Genomic DNA, 14,985 nt, shown 5'->3' on the forward strand with positions numbered 1-14,985 from the left:
TAGGAACCCAATTTTTATACTGGTGACCAATATTGTCAATGGTCACAACTGTTATGGCGCAAGGCTCCTCAAAATCAGGGCGGGCAGTTGGATGACCGCATCCTCGAGGGTGTCCAGGTTGTGCTGAAGCAGCGCGGCATTTATGTAGGGCCTCATGACCAGAAAAATGGCCAAGGTCGATTCGTCGATTGGCGTCTTTCGCTCAAACTCTCCTGTGTCGCGCCCTTCAGACAGGATCGCCTGAATGACCTGGTTGACCTTGGCTTCGTGGGCCTTGACTGATGGCCATAGATCGCGCGATGCCACTGCAGCTATGTCATAGAGCTTACGTTCATGGAAGAAGAGATCGGCGCCGCCCTCTGCAATCGTTCGGAATAGACGCCTGAGCTTTTCCGATGCGCTAGGGGCTTCGCTGATAGCCGTCTCAATGCGCTGCATGATGAGCGCAAGCCGGCCGGAGCAAATGACCTCACCGATCGCTTGCTTGGATTCGAAGAATTTATAGACGTAGGCCTTCGAAAAGCCGATTGCCTTGGCCAGGTCCGAGACGGTGGTCTTGTCATAGCCGTAGTGGGCAAAGTGCTCCATGGCAGCCTGGATGATCTGATCCCTCACATCGTGGTCGGCTGGCCCGCGTGCCGGGGCGGGTGGAGAAGATTTCGTCATGTGTGAAGTGTCCTGAAACGGGTGACCGGTTGTGACCAAAATATAACATGGTCACATTCCCTCTTGGTCTATGTGAATCCTTATGCCTCCCTACCGAACGACTGCTCTGCCTGTTGAGCCAGCCTCAATTGCAGGGTGCATGCAAGTGCGTTTTATAACCCATTGTTATAGTTGAGCGCATCGCAGCACCTATGATCAAAGGAATGAGGGCGTCGATCGATTGGGCAATTGACACCTTGCCATCATTAAGCCACTGTTGCCATTGGATCCAATGAGTGTGACGCCATGTCTCAGGCCACTACCGCGGCTCTTCCCGGGCGTACTGTCCGCCCCCGGTTGTTCTGGCGCCTGCTGTTCGCGCAGGTGTTGCTGCTGGGCGCTTTTCTGTACCTCAGCCTGATCACCCTCGCGGGCTACCTCCTGCTGCTCGGTTTCGATGCTGAGCAGCAGCAATCGCAACGCCTGATGGCGTTGGCGGGTGGCGGCCTGATACTGCTGGTGGGCCTGTGGTTGCTGAAAGTAGCGATGCCGCGACGAATCAGCCCGCTCATGGTCGAACCCGAGCGTTGATAATCCGTTGCAGCGCGTGCTGTTGCAGAAGGGTACGCTTGGCTAAGCTATCCAGATCCCTCCTGCAGTACCTGTGGAGTTTGCATGGTTTCAGCCGACTGTATCGATCACCCTGTCATGCCCGCCAGCCGCTATGAGCAGCTGGTGCAGTCGGTGGTGGATTACGCCATCTACATGCTTGATCCGTCCGGCCACGTGGTGTCCTGGAACGCAGGCGCCCAGCGGATCAAGGGCTACCGCGCCGATGAAATCATTGGCCGGCATTTTTCGTTGTTCTTCACCCCTCAGGATTGCGTCGAAGGGCGCCCGGAGCGCCTGCTCAAGCAGGCCCTGGAGCAAGGCGTGGCGCAGGACGAAGGCTGGCGCGTGCGCAAGGACGGCACGCAGTTCTGGGCCTTGGCCGCGCTGGATGTGATCCGCGACGAACAGGGGCAGATCGTCGGCTTGGCCAAGGTCACCCGTGATATCACCGACCGGCGCGAATCGGCGCTGCAGCTCGACGCCGTGCGCGCCCAGTTGTTCCAGGCGCAGAAGCTCGAAGCGCTGGGCCAGCTCACTGGTGGCCTGGCGCATGACTTCAACAACCTGCTGACCATCATCATCAATTCGGCGCGCCTGGCACAAACCAGCCAGGACCCGGCGCGGTTGCAGCGCATGCTTGAGCACATCCTCGATGCCGGGCATCGCGGAACCGAGCTGACCCAGCAACTGCTCAGCTTCGCCCGCTACCGGCAACTCGATGTCTCGCTGGTCGCCCCGGCCAGGCTTTTAGAGGCCACCCGTGGCCTGCTGGAGCATGCGCTGCCGCGTGAAATCGTCTTGCAGGCGTACTTGCAGCCCGATCTGCCACTGATCGAGGTGGATACCGGGCAGCTGCAGATGGTGCTGCTCAACCTGCTGTTCAACGCGCGCGATGCGATTGGCGAGAAGGGTACGATCGACCTGGCAGTGCTCACGGTTGATCTGGCAGGCGAAGTCGAGGGCCTGCATGGCACGTTCGTGTGCTTCGAAGTACGTGACAGCGGCGAAGGTATCGACCCTCAGATTTTGCCGCGCATCTTCGAGCCGTTCTTCACCACCAAGCCTTTCGGCAAGGGCACCGGCCTTGGCCTCAGCCAGGTATACGGTTTTGCCAAGCAGAGCAATGGCGCCATCCATGTCGGCAGCACACTCGGCCAGGGCACGTGCATGTGCCTGTATCTGCCGGCCTATCAGCCCGATGCGGGGGCACAAGACGACAGGTAGCCACCATGGTGCAGGCACTCAAACGGCTGGTCACGGGGATCGAAGGGCTCGATGCGCTGCTCAAGGGCGGCCTGGTCGCAGGCGCTTCCTATATCGTTCAGGGGCCACCCGGTGCGGGCAAGACCATCCTGGCCAACCAGTTGGCCTGCGGCCATGTGCGTGACGGTGGCAAGGTGCTGGTGGCGACCTTGCTCAGCGAGTCCCATGAGCGCTTGTTCCAGTACCTGGCGACCCTGGAGTTCTTCGACCCAGGCATGGTGGGTGACCAGATCCAGTTCGTCAGCGCCTTCGATACCCTCGAGCAGGAAGGGCTGGACGCGGTGGTCAAGCTGCTGCGCCAGGAAATCGGCAAGCAGCAGGCGAGCCTGCTGATCGTCGATGGCGTGCTCAATGCCCGGGTACGTGCAGAAACGGCGCTGGACACCAAGAAGTTCGTCTCGGAATTGCAGGGCCATGCGGCGTTCGCCGGTTGTACCGTGCTGCTGCTGACCAGCGCCCGCCTGGATGACAACAGCCCGGAACATACCATGGTCGATGGCGTGATCGAGTTGGGCGAGCAACTGGTCGGCAGCCGCGCGGTGCGCCATGTACAGCTGCGCAAGACGCGGGGCAGCGGGGCGTTGTCCGGCCGCCACGAGTGCCTGATCGATCAGGCGGGGATGCACGTCTACCCGCGCCTGGAGTCGCTCTACAGCCACCCCAGCCAGCTGGGCTCCGCCTCTTTGCACCGGGTGTCCACGGGGGTCGAGGCGTTGGACGAAATGCTGGGCGGTGGCCTGACGCTGGGTTCGGTCAGCCTGCTGATGGGCCCCTCCGGGATTGGCAAGACCTCGATTGGCCTGGCTTTTCTGGCGGCAGGCAGCGTGGAGCAGCCTGCACTGCACTTCGGTTTTTACGAAACGCCCGCCCGGTTACGCCTGAAGGCTGCAGCGCTGGGCTACGACTTGGCCGCCCTCGAGCATACCGGCGCCTTGCAGCTGTGCTGGCAACCGACTACCGAAGGCCTGCTGGACCAGGTAGGTGCGCGTCTGCTCAAGCACGTCGAGCAGCAGGGCAGCAAGCGTGTGTTGATCGACAGCCTGGGCGCGTTCAGCCGCTTGGCGATCGACCCGGCGCGGCTCAATGCGTTTTTCCGTGCCTTGGTTGGCGAACTGCGGGCGCGTGATGTCAGCGTCATGCTCACCTGGGAGATGCGGGATATTTTCGGTTCGGAAATCACTGCCCCGGCGCCAGACCTGTCGAGCATCGTCGACAACCTCATGCTGATGCGCTTCGTTGAGCTGGACTCGCAGCTGCGGCGCATGCTGTCGATCCTGAAGGTGCGCGACAGCCATCACGACCCGGCGCTGCACGAACTGCGCATCGGCCCGCAGGGCATCCATCTGCGCAAGGCGTTCGAAGGCGCCACAGGCGTACTCTCGGGTACTCCGGTGCCGCAAGGGGGTGGCTGACGGGGCCGGCCGATGAACACCATCCTGATTGTCGATGACGAATACCTGATCGCCGATATCCTCGGCTTTGCCCTGGAGGACGAAGGTTTTCTGGTGGAAAAGGCCAGCAACGGGCGCAAGGCCCTGGAGGCGCTGAAGGAAAAGCGTGTGGACCTGGTGATTACCGACTACATGATGCCGGTGCTCAATGGTGAGGAACTGGTGCGGGCGATTCGCGACGAACTGCAACTGCTGGACCTGCCGGTGATCCTGATGAGCGGCGCCCAGGCCAGCCAAGGGCGCCCGGAGCTGTTTGCTGCGGTCTTCGACAAGCCGTTCGACATGGACAGGATGATCGCCAAGGTGCGCGAACTGCTCGGCACCTGAGGTTCAGGTTGCGGCTTGCGCCGGCCCTTCGATCAAGCGCGTCCGTGCGGCTTGAAGCGAGGCGCTCAGGTCAGTGTTGGTCGTCGTGCTTTTCCGGAGCCGGGCTGCCGGCCTGGATGCGCTTGAAGATCTCTTCACGGTGCACCTGGACATCCTTTGGTGCATCGATGCCAATCCTCACCTGCATCCCTTTTACGCCCAGAATGGTGACTTTGATGTCATCGTTGATGACGATACTTTCGCCAACCTTACGGGTGAGTATCAGCATGTAGTTCTCCTTGGTAATGTAGAAATCCGTCGGGCCATTGGGCCGCAGCGGTGGGAGCGTGTCCCTCTTCCTTCTCATTAAAGACGCTTTCGGCGGATAGTAATTCCCCGAAAGACAAATTCTGTTGCGTGTCTTTAGTCGCAGGTGCCGAGGTAAATGCTGTCAAGCGTTTCGGCGAGGTGCTCGGTGGCAAGAATAGGGGGCTTCGGCCTTTATGGGAAATTTCTCTGCATGATGGGCTGAATAGTTCGACTCAATCATCGGCTGTTGTTTCCAGGGCCTGAAGAAATAGCAACAGGGCCACCTCTTCGGCATCCAGGCCCTTGCGCACCCGGCGCCTGGGCAAGTCGGCCAGGCGCCCGAGGGCATAATGTTCGAGCACGGCCGGGTGGATATAGCAGCGCCTGCACACCGCCGGCGTGTTGCCCAGGCGTGTTGCCACCTGCTTGACGATGGCCGCGACCTGGCGCTTGGCTTCGCTCTCCGGCTCCCAGGCCAGCGGCCGTAGCAGGCTCAGCGCCAGGCTGCTGCCGGCCCAGGTGCGGTAGTCCTTGGCGGTGAAGTCGGCGCCGGTCAGTTGCTGCAAGTACTGGTTGACCTCGCTGGAGCCGACGCTGTGCCGCTGGCCGTCTTCATCCAGGTACTGGAACAGCGCCTGCCCAGGCAGTTCCATGCAGCGCTTGAGCAGGTTGGCCAGGCGCCGGTCGCGCAGCGTGACATTGTGCTCCACGCCGCGCTTGCCGCGGAACTGGAAGCGCACGGTGCTGCCCTGCACCTTGACGTGACGGTTGCGCAGGGTGGTCAGGCCGTAGGACTGGTTGTCGCGCAGGTAGCGTTGGTTGCCGATGCGGATCAGCGTGTGGTCGAGCAGGCTCACCACCAGCGCCATGACTTTCTCCCGGTCCAGGCCCGGGCGGGCCAGGTGCGCTTCCAGTTGCGCACGCAGTTTTGGCAGTGCCTGGGCAAAGGCCAGCATGCGCCCGTACTTGTGCTGGTCGCGCAGTTCGCGCCACTGGGCGTGGTAGCGGTACTGCTTGCGGCCGCGGGCATCGCGGCCGGTGGCTTGCAGATGGCCTTGCGGGTCGGCGCAGATCCACACATCGCTGTAGGCCGGCGGGATTACCAGGGCGGCGATGCGTGCCAGGGTTTGTGGGTCGCGGATGCGCAGCCCCTGGGCATCGAGGTAGATGAAACGGTCGCGCCAGCGGCGCCGGGTCAGGCCCGGCTGGCTGTCGTCGACATAGTGCAGGCTGGGTGGCAGAGGGCAGTCGAGCATCGGCGGCGGGCCTCGATCAGGTCACTGATCAATGGACAACGGCCGCTTCGAGGATGCTCAACCCAGCAGTGCCACCGACTTGATCTGCGCGAACAGCGCCTGGCCGGCATGCACGCCAAGCTGGTCTGCCGAGAACCGCGTGATGCGCGCCAGCAAGGCGTTGCCGCCGGCATCCAGGCTTACCAGCACATGCGCCGGGTTGTCCGCAGGGCGCGTTTCGCGCACCCGCACCGGCAAGCGATTGAGAATGCTCGAGGTACTGTCGGCGCGCAGTGCCAGGCTCACATCCCGGGCCTGCACCTTGACCCGCAAGGTACTGCCCATGCTGTGTGCCGGGTGGGCGATACGCAGCAATGGCGCTTCATTGCCGGGCAGGCGCAGGTCGAGCAGGTCGTAGTGCGGATCGTGGCCGACCACAATGCCCTCGAAGACCACCCCGGCATCCTCGCCTTGGGCCAGTGACAGGTCGAGGCGGGCCAAGGTCTCGCCGATCGGTCCGCTGGCCATGGCCCGGCCTTGCTCCAGCAGCACCAGATGGTCAGCCAGGCGCGCCACTTCGTCCTGGGCATGGCTGACGTACAACAGTGGGATATCCAGTTCCTCGTGCAGGCGTTCCAGGTATGGCAGGATCTCGCGCTTGCGCGGCCCGTCGAGTGCGGCCAGCGGTTCGTCCATCATGAGCAGCCGCGGGCTGCTGAGCAGTGCGCGGGCAATGCCGACCCGTTGGGCCTCGCCGCCCGACAAGGTGGCCGGCTTGCGTTCGAGCAGGTGGCCGATGCCGAGCAGCTGGCATGCCTGGTCGAGGCTGACCTTGCGCTCGGGCGGGGCGATGCGCCGCCAGCCGAATTCCAGGTTGCCGCGCACCGACAGGTGCGGGAACAGGCTGGCCTCCTGGAATACGTAGCCCACCGGGCGCAAGTGCGGTGCCAGGAAGTGGCCACGGGCGCTGTCCTCCCAGACCTCACCATTGACCTCGATATACGCGCTGGCCGCCCGCTCCAGCCCGGCCAGGCAGCGCAGGCACGAGGTCTTGCCCGAGCCCGAGTGGCCGAACAGCGCGCTGATGCCGCGGCCAGGCAGGTTCAGGTCGACGTCCAGGGTGAAGTCGTCGCGGGCCAGCTTCAGGCGCGCCACTATCGATCCGCTCATTTCAGCTCCAGCCAGCTTTGCTACGGCGCCCGGCGTAGAGCAGGAGCAGCACCAGGAACGAGAACACCAGCATGGCACCGGCCAGCCAGTGGGCTTGCGCATATTCCATGGCCTCGACGTGATCGAAGATTTGCACCGAGACCACGCGGGTTTTGTCGGGGATGTTGCCACCGATCATCAGCACCACGCCGAACTCGCCAACGGTATGGGCAAAGCCGAGGATGCTGGCGGTGACGAAGCCGGGGCGGGCCAATGGCAGCACCACGTGGACGAACGTGTCCCAGGGGCTGGCGCGCAGGGTCGCGGCCACTTCCAGCGGGCGCTGGCCGATGGCGCCGAAAGCGTTTTGCAGCGGCTGTACCACGAAGGGCATGGAGTACACCGTCGAGCCGATCACCAGGCCCGTGAAGCTGAACACCACGGTGCCCAAGCCCATGGCCTGGGTCGCCTGGCCGAGCCAGCCGTGCGGGCCGAGGGCGATCAGCAGGTAGAAGCCGATCACTGTCGGCGGCAGCACCAGTGGCAGCGCCACCACCGCGCCCACCGGCCCGCGCAGCCACGAGCGCGTGCGCGCCAGCCACCAGGCGATGGGCGTGCCGACAATCAGCAGGATCAGCGTGGTCAGGCTGGCCAGCTTGATGGTCAGCCAGACTGCGCCGAAGTCACTGGCGTCCAGTGGCATCAGATTTCATAACCGTAGGACTTGATCAGCGCAGCGGCTTTCGGGCCCTTGAGGTAGTCGATCAAGGCCTTGGCAGCCGGGTTGTCCTTGCCTTTGTTGAGGATGACCGCATCCTGCAGGATCGGCGCGTGCAGGTTGGCCGGGACGATCCAGGCCGAACCACTTGCGAGCTTGCCGTCCTTGTAGACCTGCGACAGGGCGACGAAGCCCAGCTCGGCGTTGCCGGTGGAGACGAACTGGTAGGCCTGGGTGATGTTCTGGCCTTCGACGATCTTGGCCTTGGTGGCCTCGGTCAGCTTCAGCGTGTCCAGCACCTGGGTGGCGGCCAGGCCGTATGGGGCGGCTTTCGGGTTGGCGATGGCCAGGTGCTGGAACTGGTTCTTCTTCAGCACCTCACCGTTGTCATCCACATAGCCCGGCTTGGCCGACCACAGGGCCAGGGTGCCGGTGGCGTAGGTGAAGCGCGAGCCCGGGACGATCTCCTTTTCCTCTTCCAGCTTCTTCGGGGTGCTGTCGTCGGCGGCGAGGAACACTTCGAACGGTGCGCCGTTCTTGATCTGCGCGTAGAACTGCCCGGTGGCGCCATAGGCGGCGACCAGTTTGTGGCCGGTGTCCTTCTCGAAGTCCTTGGCGATGGCCTGGATCGGCGCGGTGAAGTTCGCGGCGACCGCAACCTGCACCTCATCGGCCCAGGCGCTGTTGAGCGCGATCAGGCTGGCCAGGGCAGTGGCGGCCAAGTGGGGCAGGCGGATACGCATGAAGGCAGCTCCTTGAGGTGGTTATCGTTATGGTGTGAACTATATAGCGATAGGCCAATGGTCGGGAAGGGGCTGGAGCAGGGGTTATAACCTCTGGGTCGTCTACTGCCGGCGATTGGGCAGGCGCGAGGGTGTGTTTAGCGCATGATCCGCGCCAACGCGTTGTCAGCAATCTCCCGGGTCAGTTGTTCAGCCGGCATGTGCCTGCCCAGGCGCAGTGCCTGCCCTGACCACAGGTTGCTGAAATCGCTGTTGCCCTGCGCCTCGGTAATCGCCCGCAACGGCATCAATGCGCCCCCGGCCAACGGGAAGCGCGGGGCCAGTTCGCTCATCGGCCCCAGTTCACGCATGATGCGGTTGTTGATGCCACGCGCCGGGCGCCCGGTGAACAGGTTGGTCAACGCGGTGTCGCTGGCCGCAGCGGTGTCCAGTGCGCGACGGTGGGCAGGGGAGACCTTGGCCTCCGGGCAGAACAGGTAGGCGGTGCCGATCTGCACTGCACTGGCGCCCAATGCCAGGGCCGCCACCAGGCCGCGGTGGTCGCCGATGCCGCCGGCGGCGATCACCGGCAGGCGCACGGCATCGGCAATCTGCGGCACCAGGGCGAAGGTGCCGATCTGGCTGGTGATGTCGTTGCTGAGGAACATGCCGCGATGGCCGCCGGCTTCATAGCCCATAGCGATGATCGCGTCGCAGCCATTGGCTTCCAGCCACAGCGCTTCTTCCACCGTGGTGGCGCTGGACAACACCTTGGCGCCGGTGGCCTTGACCCGCTGCAGCAGTGCAGCTTGCGGCAAGCCAAAGTGGAAACTCACCACCTCCGGGCGCAACTGCTCCACCAGCAGGCAGCTCTGTTCATCGAAGGGTGCGCGGTTGGAAACAGGCGTAGGCGCATCGAAGTCGGCGCCGACTTCGGCGTAGTACGGTTGCAGTGCCTGCTTCCAGCGGGCGTCGCGCTCCGGGTCGGGCGCTGGCGGCTGATGGCAGAAGAAGTTCAGGTTCAGCGGCCGGCCAGGGCAGGCCGTGCGGAAGGCCTCGATCTCAGCGCGCACCTGGTCGCCGGTGAGCATGGCGCAGGGCAGGGCACCCAGGCCACCTGCGCTGGCCACGGCAATGGCCATGGCCGAACCCGAGGCGCCGGCCATCGGCGCCTGGAGAATGGGCAACTCGATGCCCAGCAGATCGAGGATACGACGGTCGGGCCAGTTGCTCATGCGCTTCTCCTTGCCGCTGCTGCCTTACAGTGCTTTGCTCACCTGGATGTCGATGATCTTCTCGGCGTCTTCACCGTGAATCTTGCGCAGGGCTTCCATGGCCTGTTCGTGCGAGGCGTCGGCCATCACGGCGAAGTCCCAGCGGCGCTGGCCGTCGAGCTTGTACTTGATGACGTATTTGATGTTCTGGGTCATGGTGGGCCTTATCCGAGTTTCGACGACGAGCGGCGGATGATCTTGATCTTGTGGGTCAGGGTCGGTTTGCGCGTTACCGAGATCGGGCGGGTGGTCACAGTATCGATGGTGATGTTCCAGAAACCGGTGCTCGGCACGGTGATCTTGGCCGGGAAGCGCTCGAAGTGGCCACCGTGGTAGGTGTGCCGGCCGCCGTTCTTGAAGCTGCGGAAATTAGCGTCGTTCATCAGGCGGATGTTGCAGCGCTGGGAGCACTCGATGACGACGATATCGTCCTCGTTGAGGTGCTCGCGCTGGTGTACGAATTTCATGGGGTGCTCCGCAAGGATTGGTTCTGCAAAGGCGAACGATACCACGATGTCGGCTTGCGCTGCCGCGCCTGGATGGTACTTGGCAGATAAAACGGCCAAAGCGGGGAGCAAAACCGCCTGGCTGTTGTCCTAGGCTCTCTGGTCATTCGAGGTGCGGGAAATGAAGTGGATGGTGGCGGCGTTGTTCCTGGCGCTGGGGGGGTGTGTCAGTGTGGCGGAACTTGAGCAATCCCATGAAACCATGGATGTCATGTCGGGCAAGACGCCGCGTGAATACGCCGATTGCGTCAAGGCGCACCTGGCCAAAAGCCGTGATCCTTTGGTGGAGGAACAGCACGATGAGGGCTTGCGCCTGATCGTGCCGCAAAAACTCACGGCAGGTTCCGGGCCGGCAGCGTTGCTCGACATCCGCAAGCGCGGCAGCGGCAGCAGCATCAAGCTGCATGAGCGGCTGAACAACTTTCCGCTGCGCCCGGGCGATGTACGCCAGGCAACGACCGAGTGCATCTCTGGCAGTTGATCTGGCTCAACGGATCGGCCCTTAGCAGGCCAATTGCCAGCCGGTGGTCGACTTGGGCGTTGTTGCGAATTCCCCTACAGGGCTAGTATCCATTTGCTTATGTTTTTTAAGCCTAAGCTTATAACAAAAGAAATGGAGATTCGTGATGACACCGTTGAGTCGCGTCGTGATCGGCAGCCTGCTGATCCTGGCCTGGCCCGCGGCGCATGCCGCCGATGGCCAGAAAGTCTTTACCCAGGGCGGGGCCAACCCCGCCGCCATGGCCTGCCTGAGCTGCCATGGCCCGGACGGCAAGGGCGTTGCCGCCGCAGGGTTCCCCCGCCTGGCTGGCCTGCCTGCCGGTTACCTGAGCAAGCAGCTGCGTGACTGGCAAAGTGGCAGCCGCCAGCAGCCGGTCATGGCGCCGTTGGCCAAAGCCCTGAGCATTGATGAGATCGAGGCCGTCAGCCATTACCTGGCCGCGCTGCCGAGTGACCCTGCCCCAGACGGGCGTCGCCAGCAGATGGCGAGCAACCCCACCGAACGCCTGGCCCTCTACGGCGACTGGAGCCGGCAGATCCCCGGCTGTGTGCAGTGCCATGGCCCAGGCGGCAGCGGTGTTGGCGAGCACTTCCCGCCGCTGGCCGGGCAGCCCGCCGCCTACCTGATCGCGCAACTCAATGGCTGGCGCGACGGCAGCCGCAGCAATGACCCCAACCAGTTGATGGCAGGCGTGGCCAAGGCCATGACCGACGCCGAAGTCAAGGCGATTGCCGAGTACTTCGCCCACCCCGCCAGCCCGGAGGTCAAGCCATGAAAACCTTGATGCCAACGTTACTGCTGCTGGCCACGGGCGCTGCCTTTGCCAATCAAGCGCCGATCGCCATGGAAGACCAGTCGCAACTGAAAGTCCCCGGTGCCCAGGCCGCGCCACAATTCGCCCCGCCCGCCGAAAGCGAGTTGCCGGACAATGCATTCGGCAAAATGGTCCGCGAGGGCCACGCACTGTTCGTCGATACCCGCCGGTTGATGCCCGAGGCCGTGGGCAATGGCATGAACTGCAGTAACTGCCACCTCGACCAGGGCCGCCTGGCGCATTCCGCGCCGCTGTGGGGCGCTTATCCGATGTACCCGGCCTACCGCAAGAAAAACGACAAGTTGAACACCTTCGCCGAGCGCATCCAGGGTTGCTTCCAGTTCAGCATGAACGGCAAGCCGCCGGCCGCCGACAGCCCGCAGATGACGGCGCTTGCGGTGTATTCATACTGGCTTTCGACCCAGGCGCCCACCGGCGTGGAAATCGCCGGTCGCGGTTACCCCGAGGTGCCGCAGCCCAAAGGTGGCTATGACTTCAAGCGTGGCCAGCAGGTCTACCGCGAGCAGTGCGCCATCTGCCACGGTGACAACGGTGAGGGGCAGAAGGTCGCCGGTGAATATGTGATGCCGCCGCTGTGGGGCAAGGACTCCTACAACTGGGGCGCCGGCATGCACCGGATCAATACCGCGGCATCGTTCATCAAGTACAACATGCCACTGGGCAAGCCGGGAAGCCTGAGCGATCAGCAGGCCTGGGACGTGGCCGCCTGGGTCAACCGCCACGAACGCCCTCAGGACCCGCGCCTGGTGGAGGGCTCCATCGAAAAAACACGGCTGAAGTTCCATGCCAACGACGGCGTCAACCTGTATGGCCAGCAGGTTGACGGGGTGCTGATCGGGCAGGGCCCTGGCAGCTGAGCGGGGCGTTGAGCCGGCCCTTTCGCGGTGTTACGGGAGGGCCGGATGACGGGATTTTCACGAACTTTTTGGAACTATCTACACTGGGTTATCTCTATGATGGCAGCGGTCGTCACAGGCAAGGCATTGTAAGCTGCATGCCGCCTGATTAGACTGCGCCGAATTCCACAGGCCTCGCCTATGTTTAAGGATGTTTATGATCAAGAAATGCTTGTTCCCGGCAGCCGGCTACGGCACTCGCTTCCTGCCTGCTACCAAAGCCATGCCCAAGGAAATGCTGCCGGTGGTCAACAAGCCACTGATCCAGTATGGCGTTGAAGAAGCATTGGATGCTGGTCTGAACGAGATTTCCATCGTCACCGGCCGCGGCAAGCGCGCGCTGGAAGACCACTTCGATATCAGCTACGAGCTGGAAAACCAGATCAAGGGCACCGACAAGGAAAAGTACCTGGTCGGTATCCGTCGCCTGCTCGACGAGTGCTCGTTCGCCTACACCCGCCAGACCGAAATGAAAGGCCTGGGCCACGCCATCCTGACCGGCCGCCCGCTGATCGGTGACGAACCGTTCGCCGTGGTGCTGGCGGATGACCTGTGCGTCAACCTCGAAGGTGAAGGTGTGCTCGCGCAAATGGTCGCGCTGTACAAGAAATACCGCTGCTCGATCGTCGCCATCCAGGAAGTCGATCCGCAGGAAACCAACAAGTACGGCGTCATTGCCGGTGAAGAAATCAAGGACGGCATCTTCCGTGTCGACTCGATGGTCGAGAAACCGAAGCCGGAAGACGCACCGTCCAACCTGGCGATCATCGGTCGCTACATCCTGACCCCGGACATCTTCGAGAAGATCGAACAGACCGAACCAGGCAAAGGTGGCGAGATCCAGATCACCGACGCGCTGATGAAACAGGCTGCCGAAGGCAACGTGATCGCCTACAAGTTCAAGGGCCAGCGTTTCGACTGCGGTGGCGCCGAAGGCTACATCGAGGCGACCAACTTCTGCTTCGAGCACTTCTACAAGACCGGCAAGGCGTACTGATACGCCAACGCGGGTTCAAGGAGCCACCCTTCGGGGTGGCTTTTTTGTGTGCGCCAGGCAACGGCGGTATGCTGGGCGCCTGCCTAGGAGAGTGAATACATGGCCTACGATTTTGATCTGTTCGTGATTGGCGCCGGTTCCGGCGGTGTGCGTGCGGCGCGCTTCGCTGCGGGCTTCGGTGCAAAAGTGGCTGTGGCCGAGAGCCGCTACCTGGGGGGCACCTGCGTCAACGTCGGTTGCGTACCGAAGAAGCTGCTGGTGTACGGCGCCCACGTTGCCGATGAGCTGGAACAGGCCGCCGGTTTTGGCTGGACCCTGGAAGAGGGCCACTTCGACTGGGGCACGCTGATCGCCAACAAGAACCGCGAGATCGAGCGCCTCAACGGCATCTACCGCAACCTGCTGGTGAACAGCGGCGTGACCTTGCTGCAGGGCCATGCCCGCATCACCGGCGCCAACGAAGTGGAAGTGGACGGCCAGCGCTTCAGCGCCGAGCACATCTTGATTGCCACGGGCGGCTGGCCGCAGGTGCCGGACATTCCGGGCAAGGAACTGGCCATCACCTCCAACGAAGCGTTCTACCTCAAAGCGCTGCCACGCCGCGTGCTGGTGGTTGGCGGTGGTTACATCGCCGTCGAGTTCGCCGGCATCTTCCAGGGCCTGGGCGCCGACACCACCTTGCTGTATCGCGGTGACCTGTTCCTGCGCGGCTTCGATGGCTCGGTGCGTACCCACCTCAAGGAAGAGCTGGAAAAACGCGGAATGAACCTGCAGTTCAACGCCGACATCCAGCGCATCGACAAGCTTGAAGACGGCAGCCTGAAAGCCACCCTCAAGGACGGCCGCGAGCTGGTCGCCGATTGCGTGTTCTACGCCACCGGCCGCCGCCCGATGCTCGACAACCTGGGGCTGGAAAACACCGGCGTGGAGCTGGACGCCCGCGGCTTCATCCGCGTCGATGAGCAGTACCAGACCACCGCACCGTCGATTCTCGCCATTGGCGACGTGATTGGCCGCGTGCAGCTCACCCCGGTGGCCCTGGCCGAAGGCATGGCCGTGGCGCGGCGCCTGTTCAAACCAGAGCAGTACCGCCCGGTGGATTACCAGAACATCCCGACCGCGGTGTTCAGCCAGCCGCCGATCGGCACTGTTGGCCTCACCGAGGAACAGGCACTGGCAGCCGGGCACAAGGTGCAGATCTTCGAGAGCCGCTTCCGCGCCATGAAGCTGACCCTTACCGACATCCAGGAAAAGACCCTGATGAAGCTGGTGGTGGACGCCGAGACCGACAAGGTACTGGGCTGCCACATGGTCGGCCCGGATGCCGGCGAGATCATCCAGGGCCTGGGTATTGCCCTCAAGGCCGGTGCCACCAAGCAGCAGTTCGACGATACCGTTGGCGTGCACCCGACTGCCGCTGAAGAGTTCGTCACCATGCGCACAGTGACCCGCTGATGCCGCTGGCCTCATTGCCGGCTTGCCGGCGATGAGGCTCATGAATACCCCCGCAATCCTTTGCTCAGCCCATTCCCTTCTATTAATTATCTGCGGTTATAGCCAAAACC

18 protein-coding genes are annotated in these 14,985 nt (G+C 63.0%); 9 read left to right on the top strand and 9 right to left on the bottom strand.

Annotated elements, in window-relative coordinates; genetic code table 11:
* Window positions 1-51 precede the first annotated feature (51 nt).
* Window positions 52-666 (bottom strand): TetR/AcrR family transcriptional regulator, encoded by a 615-nt coding sequence (locus ABE528_RS00580; protein ID WP_152957085.1) that lies wholly within the window; start codon window positions 664-666, stop codon window positions 52-54.
* Window positions 667-951: 285 nt separating this feature from the next.
* On the opposite strand from ABE528_RS00580, the gene ABE528_RS00585 reads away from it, so the two are divergent.
* The 4 genes from ABE528_RS00585 (at window position 952) to ABE528_RS00600 (ending at window position 4,298) form a co-directional block, all read left to right on the top strand.
* Window positions 952-1,236 carry a hypothetical protein gene (locus ABE528_RS00585; RefSeq protein ID WP_346651846.1) on the top strand — a complete coding sequence of 95 codons (285 nt, stop codon included), beginning with the start codon at window positions 952-954 and terminating at the stop codon, window positions 1,234-1,236.
* An 84-nt stretch (window positions 1,237-1,320) separates the two neighbouring features.
* A complete protein-coding gene (locus ABE528_RS00590; RefSeq protein WP_346651847.1) occupies window positions 1,321-2,481 on the top strand; it encodes an ATP-binding protein in 1,161 nt (386 codons plus the stop codon).
* 5 nt (window positions 2,482-2,486) lie between these two features.
* On the top strand, window positions 2,487-3,932 hold the full coding sequence (locus ABE528_RS00595) for an ATPase domain-containing protein (protein ID WP_152957082.1): 1,446 nt from the start codon (window positions 2,487-2,489) through the stop codon (window positions 3,930-3,932).
* Window positions 3,933-3,944: 12 nt separating this feature from the next.
* A complete protein-coding gene (locus tag ABE528_RS00600; RefSeq protein ID WP_346651848.1) occupies window positions 3,945-4,298 on the top strand; it encodes a response regulator in 354 nt (117 codons plus the stop codon).
* A gap of 70 nt (window positions 4,299-4,368) precedes the next feature.
* Here ABE528_RS00600 and csrA read toward each other — a convergent pair whose 3' ends face one another.
* The 8 genes from csrA to ABE528_RS00640 all read right to left on the bottom strand — a co-directional run bounded on the left by csrA (window position 4,369) and on the right by ABE528_RS00640 (window position 10,151).
* Window positions 4,369-4,566 (bottom strand): carbon storage regulator CsrA, encoded by a 198-nt coding sequence (gene csrA, locus ABE528_RS00605; RefSeq protein ID WP_012315047.1) that lies wholly within the window; start codon window positions 4,564-4,566, stop codon window positions 4,369-4,371.
* Window positions 4,567-4,819: 253 nt separating this feature from the next.
* On the bottom strand, window positions 4,820-5,842 hold the full coding sequence (locus ABE528_RS00610) for a DNA topoisomerase IB (RefSeq protein WP_152957080.1): 1,023 nt from the start codon (window positions 5,840-5,842) through the stop codon (window positions 4,820-4,822).
* A 57-nt stretch (window positions 5,843-5,899) separates the two neighbouring features.
* Window positions 5,900-6,991: a molybdenum ABC transporter ATP-binding protein gene (gene modC, locus ABE528_RS00615; protein ID WP_346651849.1), complete on the bottom strand. Its 1,092-nt coding sequence runs from the start codon at window positions 6,989-6,991 to the stop codon at window positions 5,900-5,902.
* A gap of 1 nt (window position 6,992) precedes the next feature.
* Window positions 6,993-7,673, bottom strand: a complete 681-nt coding sequence (modB, locus tag ABE528_RS00620) for a molybdate ABC transporter permease subunit (protein WP_152957078.1) — start codon at window positions 7,671-7,673, stop codon at window positions 6,993-6,995.
* Entirely contained in the window at window positions 7,673-8,431 is a 759-nt protein-coding gene (gene modA, locus ABE528_RS00625; RefSeq protein ID WP_346651850.1) for a molybdate ABC transporter substrate-binding protein, read from the bottom strand. Before modA ends, modB begins: the two co-directional genes overlap by 1 nt.
* Before the next feature lie 137 nt (window positions 8,432-8,568).
* On the bottom strand, window positions 8,569-9,645 hold the full coding sequence (locus ABE528_RS00630; protein ID WP_152957076.1) for a nitronate monooxygenase: 1,077 nt from the start codon (window positions 9,643-9,645) through the stop codon (window positions 8,569-8,571).
* A 24-nt stretch (window positions 9,646-9,669) separates the two neighbouring features.
* Complete coding sequence (locus ABE528_RS00635) at window positions 9,670-9,840, bottom strand: hypothetical protein (protein ID WP_178120097.1); 171 nt, start codon at window positions 9,838-9,840, stop codon at window positions 9,670-9,672.
* An 8-nt stretch (window positions 9,841-9,848) separates the two neighbouring features.
* Window positions 9,849-10,151, bottom strand: a complete 303-nt coding sequence (locus ABE528_RS00640; protein ID WP_008090281.1) for a DUF1883 domain-containing protein — start codon at window positions 10,149-10,151, stop codon at window positions 9,849-9,851.
* A gap of 160 nt (window positions 10,152-10,311) precedes the next feature.
* On the opposite strand from ABE528_RS00640, the gene ABE528_RS00645 reads away from it, so the two are divergent.
* From ABE528_RS00645 to gorA, 5 genes are all read left to right on the top strand, one after another.
* Window positions 10,312-10,671: a hypothetical protein gene (locus ABE528_RS00645; protein WP_152957075.1), complete on the top strand. Its 360-nt coding sequence runs from the start codon at window positions 10,312-10,314 to the stop codon at window positions 10,669-10,671.
* A 145-nt stretch (window positions 10,672-10,816) separates the two neighbouring features.
* Window positions 10,817-11,467: a c-type cytochrome gene (locus ABE528_RS00650; RefSeq protein WP_346651851.1), complete on the top strand. Its 651-nt coding sequence runs from the start codon at window positions 10,817-10,819 to the stop codon at window positions 11,465-11,467.
* On the top strand, window positions 11,464-12,384 hold the full coding sequence (locus ABE528_RS00655) for a c-type cytochrome (protein ID WP_346651852.1): 921 nt from the start codon (window positions 11,464-11,466) through the stop codon (window positions 12,382-12,384). The genes ABE528_RS00650 and ABE528_RS00655 overlap by 4 nt, the downstream gene beginning before the upstream one ends.
* Window positions 12,385-12,580: 196 nt before the next feature.
* Complete coding sequence (gene galU, locus ABE528_RS00660) at window positions 12,581-13,420, top strand: UTP--glucose-1-phosphate uridylyltransferase GalU (protein ID WP_152957072.1); 840 nt, start codon at window positions 12,581-12,583, stop codon at window positions 13,418-13,420.
* A 99-nt stretch (window positions 13,421-13,519) separates the two neighbouring features.
* A complete protein-coding gene (gorA, locus tag ABE528_RS00665) occupies window positions 13,520-14,875 on the top strand; it encodes a glutathione-disulfide reductase (protein WP_152957071.1) in 1,356 nt (451 codons plus the stop codon).
* Window positions 14,876-14,985: the final 110 nt, after the last annotated feature.

Source organism: Pseudomonas sp. TWI628 (assembly GCF_039673865.1).
Lineage (GTDB): Bacteria > Pseudomonadota > Gammaproteobacteria > Pseudomonadales > Pseudomonadaceae > Aquipseudomonas.